Here is a 15,062-nt window from a genome sequence, read left to right as displayed (position 1 = left end):
TGAGGAGGAGACGACAATGGAACGACATGACATGATGCAAGTAGGGTTAAGCCGGATCATTGAGGGACAGCATCTTTCGCGTACGGAAGCCCGTAGCGTGATGGAACAGATTATGAGTGGGAGTGCTACACAGGCACAAATCGGTGGGCTCCTGACAGCTCTTCGCCTGAAGGGAGAGACGGTAGATGAAATCACTGGTTTTGCCGAAGCAATGCGCAATTACGCTAGTCCAGTGCAAGCTGGGGAAGGGAATAGTCGTCTACTGGATACATGCGGCACCGGGGGTTCGGGTATTCACAAGTTTAATATTTCCACGATATCTGCTATTATCGCGGCTTCGGTTTCCGTACGGGTAGCCAAGCATGGCAACCGTTCTGCAAGTGGCCGTGCCGGAAGCGCTGATGTCCTGGAGGCGTTGGGAGTCAACATTCATTTGACAAGTGAGCAGGCGCGATCGTGTCTAGACCGCATCGGCATCTGCTTTTTATTCGCACAGCTGTATCATCCGTCTATGAAGCATGCCGCCGCGCCGCGCCGCGAGCTAGGTGTGCGGACGGTATTCAATATGCTTGGTCCATTGACGAATCCGGCTGGTGCGGATCGGCAGCTGTTAGGCATTTATGACGCTGGCAAAACGGAAGTGATTGCCGAGGTATTGAACCAGCTTGGCTCCAAACGAGCCATGGTTGTCAGCAGTTTGGATGGACTAGATGAAATCAGTATTTCGGCTGCGACACGAGTATCCGAACTCAAGGAAGGCAAGGTTCACACGTTCGAGCTTCATCCGTCCGATCTGGGCTTGCAGACACATTCTCTAGATCAGGTATTGGGCGGCGATGCACAGGTTAACGCAGATATCATCCGGCGAATTTTGAACGGAGAGCATGGAGCTTATCGTGATGTCGTGTTAGCGAACGCAGGAGCATGTATTTATGTATCGGGCGCAGCAGCTACCTTGACAGACGGAGTAGCGCGAGCGGCAGAAGCTATCGACTCTGGACTGGCACTTTCCAAGCTGGATCAATTAATACAGGCAACGGGGGAATATCAATATGTATCTTGATAAAATTGTGGTGACGAAGCGACAAGAAGTGGAGCATCTTAAGCAGCATTTTGAGATTAATAAAGCCGAACGCTTAATTGCGGATTTGCCTGTGACGAGAGGATTTGAAAATGCGATCGCTAGCGGACGCAAGCGTCCGCTCGGGCTGATTGCTGAAGTAAAGAAGGCTTCTCCGTCCAAAGGGTTGATTCGACCCAATTTCCATCCGGTGGATATTGCGCGTGCATATGAGGGAGCAGGAGCCGATTGCATTTCTGTACTGACAGATATTACGTATTTTCAGGGGAGTCCTGAATATTTACAGCAAATTCGCGATCAAGTGAAAATTCCGCTGCTGCGAAAAGATTTTATCATTGATGAACGGCAAATCTATGAAGCTCGTCTATTGGGAGCGGATGCGGTACTGTTAATTGCTGCGATATTGGAACCCCATGTTTTAGGGTCATTCTTACAAATCGCCAAGGATCTTGGGCTGGATGCGTTGGTAGAGGTGCATGACAGTGAGGAACTTAAAGCAGTGCTGGATCTGGGTACAGCGACCTTAGTTGGTGTGAACAATCGCAATCTTCAGACATTTGAGACCCGTCTCCAGACGACAGAGGAGCTGATCTCCCTGATCCCAAAAGGGGTTACATTCATCAGCGAAAGCGGCATTGCAGGACCGGAAGATGTTAAGTATCTGCATTCGGTAGGTGCGCACGGCATTCTTGTAGGGGAGCATCTGATGCGTAAGGAAGATGTAGGACAGGCTGTAGTCGAATTGATGGACGGGGTTAAAGCATGAACAAAACGGGCGTAAAAATTTGTGGACTTCAAAGCGTTGAAGTGCTAAAATCGATGGTAAACTTACCGGTCGATTATATAGGTTTTGTGTTTGCTGACAGCAAGCGCCGGATTGACGGCGCACATGCTGGAGAGTTGCTTCGCGTATTGGATGAATGGGCCTCGGGCAGCAGACCACGCAGCGTGGGCGTATTTGTGAACCCTGACGATGTACTGTTAAACGATGTGATGGAGAAAGCACCATTGGATGTCATTCAGTTGCATGGACAGGAGAGTCCGCAGCGTTGCCGGGAGCTTAAGGAACATTTCGGCATACAGGTATTCAAGGCTTGGTCTGTGCACAATCAAGAGCAGACGGTGAAGGGCCAGGCAGAACGCCGGGCGGACGAACTGGAGGCCTACGTTGGGACGATTGATGCTTTACTGCTGGATACCTATGATCCCCTGTATGGTGGCGGTTCTGGAAAAACGTTTGCGTGGGATCGAATTCCTGCCTATCAGGTTTGGACTCATCAACATGGAATTCCTCTGTTTGTAGCAGGAGGGCTGACTGCCGATAATGCAGAAAAGCTGATTAACGAGTATCATCCCGAAGGGCTGGATGTGTCCAGCGGTGTAGAGACGAACGGAGTCAAGGACATTGCAAAAATCACAGCATTCGTAGAAAGGGTGAAGCAGGCATGACACAATTACCTGATAACAACGGACGTTTTGGAACTTTTGGCGGACGTTATGTACCGGAAACGTTGATGAACGCACTGATTGAATTGGAGGAATCCTACCGAAAATATGCGGATGATCCTGAATTTAAAGCAGAGCTGAACGGACTCCTGAAAGACTATTCGGGTCGGGAAACGCCGCTTTATCATGCGGAGCGTCTGAGTCAACATCTGGGCGGGGCTAAAATTTACTTGAAACGCGAGGATTTAAACCATACTGGCGCCCACAAAATTAATAATGCATTGGCTCAGGGATTGCTGGCGAAGCGTATGGGAAAACAGAAGGTCATTGCCGAAACAGGTGCAGGACAGCATGGTGTCGCAACGGCTACCGTAGCTGCATTGCTCGGATTGGAATGCAAAGTGTTTATGGGCGAAGAGGATACGGTTCGCCAGCAGTTGAACGTATTTCGGATGCAGCTTTTGGGTGCGGAAGTGATTCCGGTGACATCGGGTACACGTACACTTAAGGATGCCGGAAATGAAGCTTTACGTTATTGGGTGAGCCATGTTCATGACACGTTCTATATTTTGGGTTCGGCTGTCGGTCCGCATCCGTATCCGATGATGGTGCGGGATTTCCAGCGTGTGATAGGCGATGAAACACGCCGTCAGATCTTGGAGAAGGAAGGCAGACTTCCGGATGTTGTTGTGGCAGCGATCGGTGGCGGAAGCAATGCTATCGGTATGTTTTATCCTTTCATTGAGGATCAAGGTGTTGCTTTGATAGGCGTGGAGGCTGCTGGAAAAGGCGTCGAGACGGAATTCCATGCAGCTACCATGAGCAAGGGGACGCAAGGAGTCTTCCAAGGCTCTATGAGTTATCTGCTTCAGGATGAGTACGGACAAGTGCAACCTGCGCATTCCATCTCGGCTGGACTGGATTATCCAGGTGTTGGACCGGAGCATTCATACCTAAAAGATATTGAGCGGGCCCAATATGTCCCGATTACCGATCAGGAAGCGCTAGATGCACTTCAGCTCCTTTGCCGTACCGAAGGAATACTGCCTGCATTAGAGTCGGCACATGCCGTTGCACAGGTCGCCAAGCTGGCACCTACGTTGACTGCAGATGATATTATCGTAATTTGTTTGTCTGGGCGCGGGGATAAAGATGTGGACTCCATTATCAAGTATTTAGGGGGAAATCCGTCATGAATTTAATTGATCAGGCGTTTGAACGCCTTAAACATGAAGGCAAAACGGCATTAATTCCTTTTCTGACGGTGGGCGACCCGGACGTGGATACTACGATAGAGATCATTCGGCAGTTAGAGTCGGCCGGAGCCGATATATTGGAACTAGGCGTACCTTATTCGGACCCGTTGGCTGACGGCCCTGTGATTCAGCGTGCGTCTGAACGTGCACTGAAACGGCAAATTTCAATCCGCACCTGTATGGAGACAGCGTCTCTGGCTAGGGCGGCAGGTTCAAGCCTGCCTTTTATTCTGTTCACGTATTATAATCCTGTATTGCAGATGGGGATGGATGCTTTCTTTGCAGGCTTGCAGGAGCACGGTATCAGTGGTCTGATTATTCCGGATCTTCCGCTTGAAGAAGCAGAGGAGCTGGGAGGACGGGCAGCAGAGGTAGGTGTGCATCTGATTCCACTGGTAGCCCCAACGTCTGAACAACGGATCGAACGGATTGCCCGTCAGGCCCGTGGATTTGTGTACTGTGTGTCTTCGCTGGGTGTAACCGGAGAAAGAGCTTCTTTTTTTGAAGGTATAGAGGGCTTTATCGCGCAGGTCAAACGGCATACGAAGGTTCCGGTGGCGATAGGTTTTGGTATTTCGAATCGTGAGCAGGTCGTCCGGTTTTCAGACATTTGCGATGGAGTTGTGGTTGGCAGTGCCATCGTGCGTCAGGTGGAGGAAGCCATTCCATTACTGGAGGATTCTGCACGCAGAGAAGAAGGGCTTTTGCAAATTCGTGATTTTGTGGCACAATTAAAGCAGTAATAGGTGTCAAAATAGAAATTTTAAATTAGTTCTGATGGGATAGAGGAGGTAAGGGCATGCAACCTAAACCGCATATTGTACATTTGCCAGTATATCAACCCGGTAAACCGATTGAGGATGTGAAGCGTGAGCTGGGACTCGATGAAGTCATCAAGCTTGCCTCAAACGAGAATCCGTATGGCAGCTCTCCTAAAGTGTTGCAGGCCATTCAGCAGGAGTTTGCTAACATCAGTGTATATCCTGACGGAAGTGCAGTTGCTCTGACACAGGCACTAGCTAAACGGACGGGTTTAAAAGAAGATCAGTTTATCTATGGCTGTGGCTCTGACGAAATTATTGCGTTGATTACACGTGCATTCCTCCTTCCAGGGGAAGAAAGCATCATGGCTGATCAGACATTTTCCGTATATAAAAGTAACGTGGAAATTGAGGGAGCAGTTGCAGTTGAGGTGCCTTTGCGTGACGGTGTCCATGATTTGGATGCCATGCTGTCTCATATCAATGACCGTACAAAAATTATTTGGATCTGTAATCCGAATAATCCGACGGGAACGATTGTACCTGAAGCTGAGCTGATTGCGTTTTTGAACCAAGTACCAAAGCATATCATGGTGGTGCTGGATGAAGCCTACGCTGAGTTTGTAATAGATCGTTCGTATCCAGACGGCATTCGCTTGTTGTCAGCTTATGAGAATTTGGTTGTACTGCGTACCTTCTCCAAAATCTACGGTCTGGCTTCGTTACGTATCGGATATGGTATGGGGGCCGAGTCAACCATTCGCTTGATCAATCAGGTTCGTGAGCCATTTAATACTTCACGGGTAGCGCAGGCTGCGGCCATTGCTGCCTTGGAAGATCAGGAATTTGTTCAGGAATGCCGAGATCGTAATGCAGAGGGTAGAGCTTATTTGCAAAATGAGTTGAAACGTCTGGGATTGGAGTCTTTCCCGGCACATGGTAATTTTATTATGCTGAATGTACGTCGTCCATCCGGTGAGGTATTTCAAGAGTTGCTTCGTAAAGGTGTGATTATTCGCGCAGGTCATCACAAATATCCGACATATATTAGGGTATCGGTTGGATCACAGCCGCAAAATGAGTTGTTTATTCGCGCGCTGGAACAGGTCCTGGGGGCGGAAGCGGCGAAAGTACGCCTATAATTTCCGCAGATGGGATTTGATAATAGATGAAGATTGCTATTTTCGGCGTGGGACTGATTGGCGGGTCCCTCGCACTTTGTTTTAAAGGGAAGCCGGATATTACTGTAGTCGGCCACGCTCATCTCCCTGAACTGATAGAACCAATGCTAAGCCGTGGTGTCGTGGACACCGCGACTCTTTCAATTGAAGAGGCGGCAAAGGATGCCGATTTTATTTTTTTATGCGTACCAGTTGGTTTACTGGAGCATTATCTCGAACTGTTAAGCAAGCTACCGCTTAAAGCGGGATGTATTATTACCGATGTAGGCAGCACGAAATCGGCAATTGCCAAAAAGGCAACAGAAATTTCTTTGCGCAATGCTTATTTTATCGGTGGACATCCGATGGCCGGCTCGGAGCGTTCCGGTGTCAAGGCCGCTTCTGCGTTGCTGTTTGAAAACGCATATTATGTGCTTTCCCCTGCAGAGGGTGTGCCTGAGGAAGCATACAGCTCGCTGGAGCGTTTGTTGAAATATACCGGTGCTCATGTTGTGCGTGTCCAACCTGATATGCATGATGATATTGTCGGTGCGATTAGCCATCTTCCGCATATTATTGCAGCAGCGCTGGTGAATCAGGTACGAAAGCACAATGATGAAAATCCGTTGTACCGTACATTGGCTGCTGGTGGGTTTCGTGATATTACACGGATAGCCTCTAGTGATCCGGTTGTGTGGCGGGACATTTTGCTGAGTAATCGTGAAGTTTTACTGGGCCTGTTGGAAGAATGGAATGGGCAGATTGAGCGTTTTACTCACTTGCTGAGAACACAAGACGGAGAGGGAATTGCTGACGAATTTTTGACAGCTGGGCATTTCCGTAGTGAACTGCCAGAGCGTCGTAAAGGAGTTATTGTCTCTACGTTTGATCTGTATATTGATGTACCGGATACCCCAGGGATTATCGGAAGAATTGCAATGGAACTAGGAAATCACAGCATTAATCTGAGCAATATGCGAATCATTGAAAGCCGGGAGGATGTTCCTGGCATCATGAGGCTTTCCTTCCGTCAAGAGCAGGACTGGGAGCGTGCCAAAACCTTGCTGGATTCGATGGGCTATAAAGTGGTTGTATAAAGGGTGAAGAAAGTATGTGTGTTTGTTAAGGAGGTACTCCGCTCCGCGATTCATTTGATCTTACGATCGCTGCTGTCTGCGGATTTTCTGAATATATGTACAAAGGGGAAAATCCGCAGGCAAAGGCGAAGGCTGCGCTTCTCCAGATTCAAATGAACCTCTGCGCTATGAACCGCCTTAAAAGCATCACACTTTCTGGGAGTGAAGTAGTAAGAAAAGATCTAAAGCGATCGAAGGTTCTCTTCTTTCGCTTTTTTGTTACTTGAAGAGGTGGTGGAGCTACGTGTTATTTTGTAATCACTATCTTTCTATACATACCTTTGAACATTATAGGTGCATCTTCTTTGATACGCAGTTTTGTTTTTTGGGTTTCAAACAGTTCTTCAAAATTCAACCCTATATCGGTTCCTAACACCTTAATAACGGGTCTTATCGTTTTTTTGAATAATGAGGGCTTTTTTCCTTTAGGAGAAAACTTATCGAAAATAATAATTTCCCCGTCTTTTTTCAAAACTCGCACCATCTCATCAAAGCATTTATTTGCGTTAGGTACTACCGAGAGAATTAGACTCCCCACTACTATATCAAATTGATCATCCATAAAATTCATTTGTTGAGCATCCATTTCCAAGAATTGTATGGTGGTATTGGTAAATTTATTTTTAGCTTTGTTAAGCATTTCAGGTGAATAATCTATAGCAGTAATATCCAGCTCATAGTGATTTATTAATTGTAAATCTGCTCCAGTTCCTACACCTACAAAAAGTATTTTTTGCTCGCTATTAAAAGACTTTTCTTGAAATATGATTTTTCTAGAATTAAGGAAGCTACCTGAATTGAAAAACTTATCATAAATTGGAGACCAAATCTTATATATTGCCTTGTTCCACTTATTATTCATTTCTTGCCCCCTGCCTATTGAAAAATTTATTATATAATAATGTGTTTTAATAGGATAATCAACTAATTGGTAAATAACTGATATATTTTATCAGCCCACATATGGGGAGGTGAGTAAGGTAAAGAGGAGTATTGGAAAACAAAAAAAGACCACCCAGGTAAAGCCCCGGGTGGTAGCTACTTTCAGTAAAGTAGCTGAGTAGGATAGGAGTGGAGAGAAACCATACTGTACTTTTATTATATGTATACGTTTTCATTTTGTCAATGCTTTTTTAAAGCGTTTTCTTTTTTGGGTATTATCCTTATTGATGCTTTAAATGAAACACTTTGATTGGGTTTGTCATTTATCTTGAATAAACTTAAAATCCATCGAAAAGCTGCTTAAATGAATTAGCTGCCAGCGTTAGGGAGCCTTTGATGGAAATCGTGGGGATTTTGGACTTTTTTACTGGCGGCCATTTTGTGGTACAATGGGTAAGTCCATTTTGGATATTGAATATTGTTGGGGATAGCACCGTTAATGTTGGCACTACATAGGGTAAGAAAATAACAAATGTTCCATGATGCTGTTTCATCCATTTGCGCAGAGGGCGCAACTTTTTTTGACCTGTTCGGTATATATAGACAGAATCGGACGGGGAAACAGCACATGTATGGGCGAGGAGGGTCTCACTCGGATGATGACAGATTCCCAGATGATTCAGGAAATCAAACAAGGTAATGTTGAGGTTTATTCAGAATTAATGAGGCGGCACCAACGTAAAATTTTAGCTTTTGTTTATCATATGCTGAAAAGTTCGAACCTGGAAATGATTGCTGAGGACTTATGCTCGGAGACGTTTTATAAAGCGTATCGGAGCCTGCATTCTTTTCGCGAGGTAGATGCATCGTTCTCCACTTGGCTATATACAATTGCACGCAATACGGTGCTAAGTGAGCTTCGCAAGCACCGTAGTGGTCAGGTTCCATTGGAAGAGAGCGGTTATGTACCGGTAGCTCCATCGGATGTAATTCCGGAGCAGGCTGTTCTTCGTGGTGAGAAGGTAGAGATGGTTCGTGAAGCAATCAACAGATTGCCTGAAAAGCAGCGATCTGCGCTGATTTTGCGTGAATATGAGCAATTGGATTATCAGGAGATTGCGACTATTTTAGGACAGACGGTCAGTGCGGTGAAGTCATTACTTTTCCGGGCAAGAACCAGTGTGAAGACGCAGTTGGAGCCTTATTTTTTTGAGCCTCTCTATGAGGAAAACGAAGGGATGAGCAGCCAATGAAATCCAGGGACGCTGAGGATTTGTTCGCTACAGGCAAAAATGTATCGAAACAAGACTCGGAGCGCAGACGGGCCAAAAGCTCGTCTGCCGGGTGGGAGCATGGTTCGGAAGAGAATGATTGGAATTTATCAAAAGAAAGTCGATCGGCTATTCGTGATATTTCCTTTGAAATACCAGATGATAAACTAGAGGCAATGAATCGTAGAGTCATGGATCGAATTTATGAAGAATCACCGTGGCTTGTTCCGGGCGAGCATCGACGTGCGCGTGTGAACCCAGCAGCCCGTAAGTATATGTCTGTATGGATCGCCGGCTTTTTGGCCGTATTTTTGTGCAGCTTTTTGTTTTTGAACTGGAATGGAAGCTCCTCTCAGGAAAATCCCCCCCAAGCGGCTCCTGTCATGGACACGGGTATTTTACCGACAGGCCTGCTGGAAACTACAAGTACGTCTCCACAGTATCAATACCACATTAAAGATGTGAATAGTGGCATTATGGACCCGCTGGTTGCAAGCATTGTTCCTACTTATCCGCAATACTGGATGTTGTTGTCTGTATTGGCACTTGCGCTTGCTTTATTTTCTCTGGGCTGGATCCATCGGACAAGAAGAGTTAGAAATTAGCTGACAGATGGGCTCCATATAAAATTTATAATAATGCCTGAATAACAACAACAGCGGAGGACTGACACCATGCTTATTGGCTTGATCAGACATGGATTGACGGATTGGAATGCGGTAGGTAAAATCCAGGGCCACAGTGATATTCCGTTGAATGAGGAAGGGCGTCACCAGGCACGTTTGCTGGCAGAACGATTGAAGGAAGAGCCTTATCATTGGGACGGGCTTATTACTAGTAGTCTCTCCAGAGCAAAAGAGACGGGGGATATTATTGCCTCAGCCCTGCATTTGCCGTTGCTGGAACCTGATGATCGACTAAGAGAACGTGCTTATGGTCAGGTTGAGGGGATGACACAGGCCGAACGCGAAAAAAAATGGGGAGTCGACTGGCATCTGCTGGATTTAGGGCAGGAGAGCGATGCAGATCTTCAGCTTCGCGCGCTAGCTTTTATGGAGGCTCTTTGGACGGAAAATCAGGACAAGAATCTGCTGGTCGTTTCCCACGGCGGTTTTTTGGCTAATTTGTATAAGGCTCTGTATCAGGAAAAATTCACAGAACGAATTGGCAATTTGTCACTAAGTGTACTCCAGCGCGAGGATGCGGACTGGGAACCGCTTTTGTATAATTGCACGAAGCATTTACAAGAGAAAAAGTGAGTGCAACTCAAATACTTTGTGAAAGACCACGGCTTCTACTCATCGTAGAGTCGTGGTCTTTTTGTTTTTTAATTATACCTTTGCAAAAAAAGAGGTTTAGAGTCTGAAGATTCCGTCAAAGCTGTGGGTACAACAGGTAAGAATCATTTCCGGATGACAGTCCAGTGACGAGGCGATGGAACAATGAATCTGGCGGATATGCTGACATTTGCGGATATTGTGCATTTGAACAGAATCGCAGTGTATTACGATTGTGACTGCAAACCTAATTCCAAACATGAGTTGATCCAAGGGATTTTGACAAAGCTCGGCAGTAGTAGTTTCTTTGAGACGCAGGTCAAGGAGCTGAGGTTGTCAGAGGTAAGGTTTTTGAATGCGCTATTGTTCGATGACCGACCTTATTTCAGTATGGAGGAATTGACTGCGATTGCCAAACAGTCTGTCGAGCAGGACGGAGATGCCGGTGAGCGACCACGAGATATTGTGACCCGTCTGCGTTCTAGCGGCTGGTTGTTCAACGGTTCAACGCACAATACGAGGTATTTGTATCAAATTCCGTCGGATATGAAGGAACGCTTTCGGCGTGTTATGGTACATGACTTTCAAAACGGCATGGTCCGAGTAAGCGAACCGCCGTCGTACCGGGATGAAGGGCATCTACTGGCGGAGGATTTACGGCTTTTCCTTCAATATATGAGACAGCATGAGGTTCTGCTTAACCCTGAAGGAGCTTGGTACCGTCGCAATCAGCAGCAGCTGATGGAGCATTTGCACATTGCCGAGCCGTTATTGGGTAAAGGAGGATGGCGTTTTGGATATGGTTCCTCTTTTAAGTTTTATCCGGATCGAATGGCATTAATGTATGATTACGCCCGTCACTCTAAGTATATTGAGGAGAAGGGAGACCGGGTTGAGCTGACCGCAAAAGGGGAGGCACAACAGGAACTCGCAATTGAGGACGAAATGATACAGCTATTCAGGTTTTGGTTAAGATTGTATAAAGGAGCCGTACCCAATCTGCTTTCACTAGTCTACTGGATTGGAGAATGTGCTAGGCCATGGACATCCTCAGAGTCGCTTTTCGTGCATATAGGACCACTGATCCGACCGTTTTACTATGACACCCCGCGTTCGGTCTTTGATCAGAGGATTATACGAATGATGCTTCACTTGGGTATGCTTCGACAAGGTGAGCATTCGACGGGACCCTCTGTACAAATGACGGCCTGGGGGCAGAAGCTGGCGGGAGAGTGCCGCCTTGGGCGAAATGACTCGGGTATACGGTTCCATTGACAAGCAGTACACAGGTTGATAGAATTTCACCCAAAATGTGAGAGGGTGAAGTTGATGCTAATTCACTACAACGGAAACATGCCACAACTCCATTCATCTGTCTATGTGGCAGAAGGAGCAAAAATTGTCGGTAAAGTAACGATCGGCCAAGAGTCCTCCGTATGGTTTAATGCCGTACTGCGCGGGGATATGGCGCCTATCATCATTGGTGAACGCTGCAATATTCAGGACGGTGTCGTGGGACATGTAAACACGGATCAGCCCCTGTTGCTGGCGGATGATATTTCGGTAGGACATGCTGCCATTATCCACGGTTGTACGATAGGCAAAGGCACTTTAATTGGTATGGGGGCCATTGTACTCAACGGAGCGGAGCTTGGTGAATATGCTTTAATAGGAGCAGGGTCGGTCGTTACGGAAAATACCAAAATACCACCCTATACTCTTTCTATCGGTACACCTGCCAAAGTGGTGCGCGAATTGACAGATGCAGATTTGCAGCGGATGTCACGAACGACACTCAGCTATGTGGCGAAAGGAAAAGAATATAGGATCTCTTAAACTCATGTTGGAGGTGCATCCTATGGATAAAATGAAGGTTACTTATGAGGTAATGTTGGGCCTGTCTGCTGAAATGGTTTTGGACGAGGCATTACGTAAACACCGGAGTGAAAAACTCTACAAGGATATTGATGAGGCGTTAGCCTCCGGAGATGAAGTAGCTTTTCGTCATCTTACGGATGAGCTGAAAGCAATGAGTTAGAACGCTTTTGAAAAGCTTAAGTTGGTCATTTTAGACCAAGCGCCAGTTCAAGATTATATCATCAAACCTGACCGTAACGGCGGTCAGGTTTTTTTGACACGCTTGGATATGATATAGTCTTTGTAGGATAGTGCCTGTACAAGGCAACTGTCGTATGAACGGAGGATGAAGAACGTGTCGTTATCTTATTTGTGGAGCCGGTCGTTCTTGACGAGCCGGCCTTTTTTGTGGCTGCTGTTCTGGTGTAATTTGGTTGGGACGGTATATGGGTACATATGGTATGAGGGACAGCTGGAATATACACTGAATTATCACCCGGCGTGGCAGATTGTATTTGTGCCTGATAGTCCAACGGCCAGCCTATTTTTTTCGATTTCTATAGCATTTTTGCTCTATCCTCCACATCTCAAAAGCTTGAAGGTCATTCGTCAGATTATGGAAGCGTTAGCTGTCGTGACGAGTGTAAAGTACGGTATTTGGGCTTCGGCTATTATTTTGTGGGGAGTTGCGCAGGGGGGACCTATGGTATGGCAGGATTGGATGCTGATAGCATCTCACACAGCAATGGCGGTCGAAGCTTTACTGTTTGTACGTTTTTTTAGCTGTAGATGGATTGCTTTAGGTCTGGCCGCACTGTGGACGTTATTAAATGATACGATGGATTATACCTATGGCATATACCCCTATCTTCCCAGGACGCTAACGGATGATGTGACGCAAGTGCGTACTTTTACTTATATGCTGACCCTTGTTAGTATTGCAGCGGCATGGCTTGCCATGCTGGCACGCAATCGGAAGGTATCGTCTTATCGTGAACTAGCTTGAGTACGGGCGACTTCCTTTAGATGATATTTTAGTGGCAGTGCTGAAACAGGAAGATACTGTTCAAACGATTGCCCTAAAGCAAGTTCTAGTCCCGTTAGCCTTGCCATACAGTAAGGTGAGGAGGGATGTCCTATGATTAGGGGTCGGGGGGGTCATATTACGTTACGTGTGGTTTCGAGTATTGTGTTATCCATGGTCCTGCTGCTGTCCGTCTGCGTCCCTCCAGGTATGGCAGAAGCACGCGAGCAGACTAAACCTGTAGGTTCTACTAAGGAAATTGAAGAACTGGATCATGCAGCTGCGACACTGTACCGTGACGTAATGGACGGGAATATTGAAAAAGCGCGTGCGGATGTAGCCGAGGTGAGCAGAGGGTTCAGCACTGGACAGGTGCAGGCCGCGCTATCTGTAGAGGCCATTCATGCTCTATCCGGCAGCATCCTGGAGGTGCAGCAAGCCACACAGTCGGTTCAAGCATCACCGGATGAATGGGTGAAGGCAGCGGCCAATTTACGGCTTGCGACAGATGCGCTTGCGCACCCGCGCCAGCCTTTATGGCAGCAGTATTATAAGATTTTAAGAGAAGATGTTAGCGGCTTGAATAACCAGTTTGCTAAAGGGAATATGAAGGGATTCAAAGCTGGAACCGCAGTTCTAGAGGATCACTATGAAACGATCCGTACAGCAGCATTGATCCAGGGCAGAACAACCGAGGTCGTGCGGACTGATTCCTGGATTTCCTACGTCAAAGGATTGGGGGATCAGCAAAATGCAGATGCCTCAGCGATTAGAGGAGCACTGGACCAGGGCAACCCGACGTTGAATGCCTTGTTTGGACGTGAAAAAGACGCTACCGCACTGGCGCCATTTATCCCGCGTGAGAGTGAACGCCGGGCTGAATTGGCTATCGGCATGATTGTGCTGTTGACGCTGGCCTATGCAGGTTATCGTAAATATCGGGCTGGTTTCACTGGGTAATGATGAAAGTTTGAACATTCGCATCGCTGGCTGTGGAGCCATCTATATATGTCAGCCCATTGCCCGGATTACCGGGCTATTCTTCTTTGAACCCTTCGCCATGTACATCATGCACATCTTGAATGATGATAAAAGCCCGCGGATCAACCGATTTAACAATTTGATGCAGTCGCCGTATTTCTTGACGGGACACGACACAATAGGCAACATGCTTAGCCTGTTTGGAAAATGCACCTACAGCCGGAATAATGGTAACTCCGCGATCCATATCCCTGGTAATAATATCTGCGATATCCATCGTGTGGTCGCTGATAATCATAAAGGCTCTGGCAGAGTACGCCCCTTCTTGTATAAAATCAATAATCTTGGACGCGATGAACACAGCCACTAATGTATATAGAATTTTTTCTTTGGGTATGTAAAGTAATGAAGCGCCGATAATGACAATATCAATGACCAGCATAATCCTTCCCATACTCCAGCCAAACTTCCGGTTTAAAATACGAGCGATAATATCCGAGCCTCCAGTAGTGCCGCCAAAGCGGAACACAATACCTAACCCGGCCCCAAGCGTAACCCCCGCATATAATGAAGAAAGTATAAAATCGTGTTCAGTCTGAAAGGTCCCCATCCATCCGAGATGAATCATTTTTTCAAACAACCACAGAAAGAATGTGAGCGACCCGATACCAACCCCCGTATATATAATCTGCTTGCCCCCAAGCATTTTCCATCCAATTAAAAATAATGGAATGTTCAGAAACAAAGTGGAGAGAGAAGGTGAAATCGAAAAAGCATAATTTAGCAGCAGGGTAATCCCTGTAATACCGCCTTCCATCAGTTTACTGGGTATAATAAAATAAAGCAGACCGAATGCATAGATGGCGGTGCCAAATACGATGGGCAAAATCAATTTAAGCTGTTCCATGGACTTGGATATTTTCATATGAT

Annotated in this window: 17 protein-coding genes; 15 read left to right on the top strand and 2 right to left on the bottom strand. The window is 46.6% G+C overall.

Annotated elements, in window-relative coordinates; translation table 11 throughout:
• The first annotated feature begins 16 nt into the window (after positions 1-16).
• From trpD to ACN6NF_RS14220, 7 genes are read left to right on the top strand one after another with little or no spacing between them, the layout of a single operon-like run.
• Positions 17-1,063, top strand: coding sequence for an anthranilate phosphoribosyltransferase (gene trpD / locus ACN6NF_RS14250; RefSeq protein WP_474318268.1), 1,047 nt, complete (start codon positions 17-19; stop codon positions 1,061-1,063).
• A complete protein-coding gene (gene trpC / locus ACN6NF_RS14245; protein ID WP_474318267.1) occupies positions 1,053-1,847 on the top strand; it encodes an indole-3-glycerol phosphate synthase TrpC in 795 nt (264 codons plus the stop codon). Before trpD ends, trpC begins: the two co-directional genes overlap by 11 nt.
• Entirely contained in the window at positions 1,844-2,530 is a 687-nt protein-coding gene (locus tag ACN6NF_RS14240; protein ID WP_474318266.1) for a phosphoribosylanthranilate isomerase, read from the top strand. The genes trpC and ACN6NF_RS14240 overlap by 4 nt, the downstream gene beginning before the upstream one ends.
• Positions 2,527-3,723 (top strand): tryptophan synthase subunit beta, encoded by a 1,197-nt coding sequence (trpB, locus tag ACN6NF_RS14235; RefSeq protein WP_013371665.1) that lies wholly within the window; start codon positions 2,527-2,529, stop codon positions 3,721-3,723. The genes ACN6NF_RS14240 and trpB overlap by 4 nt, the downstream gene beginning before the upstream one ends.
• On the top strand, positions 3,720-4,526 hold the full coding sequence (gene trpA, locus ACN6NF_RS14230) for a tryptophan synthase subunit alpha (protein WP_474318265.1): 807 nt from the start codon (positions 3,720-3,722) through the stop codon (positions 4,524-4,526). Before trpB ends, trpA begins: the two co-directional genes overlap by 4 nt.
• 56 nt (positions 4,527-4,582) lie before the next feature.
• Positions 4,583-5,686 carry a histidinol-phosphate transaminase gene (gene hisC / locus ACN6NF_RS14225; RefSeq protein WP_474318264.1) on the top strand — a complete coding sequence of 368 codons (1,104 nt, stop codon included), beginning with the start codon at positions 4,583-4,585 and terminating at the stop codon, positions 5,684-5,686.
• Positions 5,687-5,712: 26 nt separating this feature from the next.
• Positions 5,713-6,801: a prephenate dehydrogenase gene (locus ACN6NF_RS14220; protein ID WP_474318263.1), complete on the top strand. Its 1,089-nt coding sequence runs from the start codon at positions 5,713-5,715 to the stop codon at positions 6,799-6,801.
• A gap of 286 nt (positions 6,802-7,087) precedes the next feature.
• On the opposite strand, the gene ACN6NF_RS14215 is transcribed toward ACN6NF_RS14220, so the two are convergent.
• Positions 7,088-7,702, bottom strand: a complete 615-nt coding sequence (locus ACN6NF_RS14215) for a class I SAM-dependent methyltransferase (RefSeq protein WP_474318262.1) — start codon at positions 7,700-7,702, stop codon at positions 7,088-7,090.
• Between the two features lie 676 nt (positions 7,703-8,378).
• Between ACN6NF_RS14215 and ACN6NF_RS14210 the strand changes: the two genes are divergently transcribed.
• The 8 genes from ACN6NF_RS14210 to ACN6NF_RS14175 all read left to right on the top strand — a co-directional run bounded on the left by ACN6NF_RS14210 (position 8,379) and on the right by ACN6NF_RS14175 (position 14,111).
• Positions 8,379-8,975, top strand: a complete 597-nt coding sequence (locus ACN6NF_RS14210; RefSeq protein ID WP_013310707.1) for an RNA polymerase sigma factor — start codon at positions 8,379-8,381, stop codon at positions 8,973-8,975.
• Positions 8,972-9,598, top strand: coding sequence for an anti-sigma factor (locus ACN6NF_RS14205; RefSeq protein ID WP_474318261.1), 627 nt, complete (start codon positions 8,972-8,974; stop codon positions 9,596-9,598). The genes ACN6NF_RS14210 and ACN6NF_RS14205 overlap by 4 nt, the downstream gene beginning before the upstream one ends.
• Positions 9,599-9,667: 69 nt before the next feature.
• Entirely contained in the window at positions 9,668-10,252 is a 585-nt protein-coding gene (locus ACN6NF_RS14200) for a histidine phosphatase family protein (RefSeq protein ID WP_474318260.1), read from the top strand.
• Positions 10,253-10,435: 183 nt separating this feature from the next.
• The gene (locus tag ACN6NF_RS14195; protein ID WP_474318259.1) at positions 10,436-11,545 is read left to right on the top strand and encodes a hypothetical protein; all 1,110 of its coding nucleotides are present in this window, start codon (positions 10,436-10,438) and stop codon (positions 11,543-11,545) included.
• Positions 11,546-11,599: 54 nt separating this feature from the next.
• Positions 11,600-12,106 carry a gamma carbonic anhydrase family protein gene (locus ACN6NF_RS14190; protein ID WP_474318258.1) on the top strand — a complete coding sequence of 169 codons (507 nt, stop codon included), beginning with the start codon at positions 11,600-11,602 and terminating at the stop codon, positions 12,104-12,106.
• 22 nt (positions 12,107-12,128) lie between these two features.
• On the top strand, positions 12,129-12,308 hold the full coding sequence (locus ACN6NF_RS14185; RefSeq protein ID WP_013371655.1) for an IDEAL domain-containing protein: 180 nt from the start codon (positions 12,129-12,131) through the stop codon (positions 12,306-12,308).
• A 174-nt stretch (positions 12,309-12,482) separates the two neighbouring features.
• A complete protein-coding gene (locus tag ACN6NF_RS14180; RefSeq protein WP_474318257.1) occupies positions 12,483-13,133 on the top strand; it encodes a DUF1405 domain-containing protein in 651 nt (216 codons plus the stop codon).
• A 132-nt stretch (positions 13,134-13,265) separates the two neighbouring features.
• Positions 13,266-14,111, top strand: a complete 846-nt coding sequence (locus tag ACN6NF_RS14175; RefSeq protein ID WP_474318256.1) for a sporulation protein YpjB — start codon at positions 13,266-13,268, stop codon at positions 14,109-14,111.
• A 76-nt stretch (positions 14,112-14,187) separates the two neighbouring features.
• Here the strand turns inward: ACN6NF_RS14175 and ACN6NF_RS14170 are convergent, their stop codons facing one another.
• On the bottom strand, positions 14,188-15,057 hold the full coding sequence (locus tag ACN6NF_RS14170; protein ID WP_474318255.1) for a YitT family protein: 870 nt from the start codon (positions 15,055-15,057) through the stop codon (positions 14,188-14,190).
• Positions 15,058-15,062 lie beyond the last annotated feature (5 nt).

Source organism: Paenibacillus sp. TSM33, assembly GCF_056099025.1.
This window is presented reverse-complemented; position numbering and strand designations above follow the sequence as displayed.

What these genes read in the sequence shown, in the direction of transcription:
- trpD (WP_474318268.1), top strand. Translation starts at nt 17, where the DNA reads ATGGAACGACATGACATGATGCAAGTAGGGTTAAGCCGGATCATTGAG.
- trpC (WP_474318267.1), top strand. Translation starts at nt 1,053, where the DNA reads ATGTATCTTGATAAAATTGTGGTGACGAAGCGACAAGAAGTGGAGCAT.
- ACN6NF_RS14240 (WP_474318266.1), top strand. Translation starts at nt 1,844, where the DNA reads ATGAACAAAACGGGCGTAAAAATTTGTGGACTTCAAAGCGTTGAAGTG.
- trpB (WP_013371665.1), top strand. Translation starts at nt 2,527, where the DNA reads ATGACACAATTACCTGATAACAACGGACGTTTTGGAACTTTTGGCGGA.
- trpA (WP_474318265.1), top strand. Translation starts at nt 3,720, where the DNA reads ATGAATTTAATTGATCAGGCGTTTGAACGCCTTAAACATGAAGGCAAA.
- hisC (WP_474318264.1), top strand. Translation starts at nt 4,583, where the DNA reads ATGCAACCTAAACCGCATATTGTACATTTGCCAGTATATCAACCCGGT.
- ACN6NF_RS14220 (WP_474318263.1), top strand. Translation starts at nt 5,713, where the DNA reads ATGAAGATTGCTATTTTCGGCGTGGGACTGATTGGCGGGTCCCTCGCA.
- ACN6NF_RS14215 (WP_474318262.1), bottom strand. Translation starts at nt 7,702, where the DNA reads ATGAATAATAAGTGGAACAAGGCAATATATAAGATTTGGTCTCCAATT.
- ACN6NF_RS14210 (WP_013310707.1), top strand. Translation starts at nt 8,379, where the DNA reads ATGATGACAGATTCCCAGATGATTCAGGAAATCAAACAAGGTAATGTT.
- ACN6NF_RS14205 (WP_474318261.1), top strand. Translation starts at nt 8,972, where the DNA reads ATGAAATCCAGGGACGCTGAGGATTTGTTCGCTACAGGCAAAAATGTA.
- ACN6NF_RS14200 (WP_474318260.1), top strand. Translation starts at nt 9,668, where the DNA reads ATGCTTATTGGCTTGATCAGACATGGATTGACGGATTGGAATGCGGTA.
- ACN6NF_RS14195 (WP_474318259.1), top strand. Translation starts at nt 10,436, where the DNA reads ATGAATCTGGCGGATATGCTGACATTTGCGGATATTGTGCATTTGAAC.
- ACN6NF_RS14190 (WP_474318258.1), top strand. Translation starts at nt 11,600, where the DNA reads ATGCTAATTCACTACAACGGAAACATGCCACAACTCCATTCATCTGTC.
- ACN6NF_RS14185 (WP_013371655.1), top strand. Translation starts at nt 12,129, where the DNA reads ATGGATAAAATGAAGGTTACTTATGAGGTAATGTTGGGCCTGTCTGCT.
- ACN6NF_RS14175 (WP_474318256.1), top strand. Translation starts at nt 13,266, where the DNA reads ATGATTAGGGGTCGGGGGGGTCATATTACGTTACGTGTGGTTTCGAGT.
- ACN6NF_RS14170 (WP_474318255.1), bottom strand. Translation starts at nt 15,057, where the DNA reads ATGAAAATATCCAAGTCCATGGAACAGCTTAAATTGATTTTGCCCATC.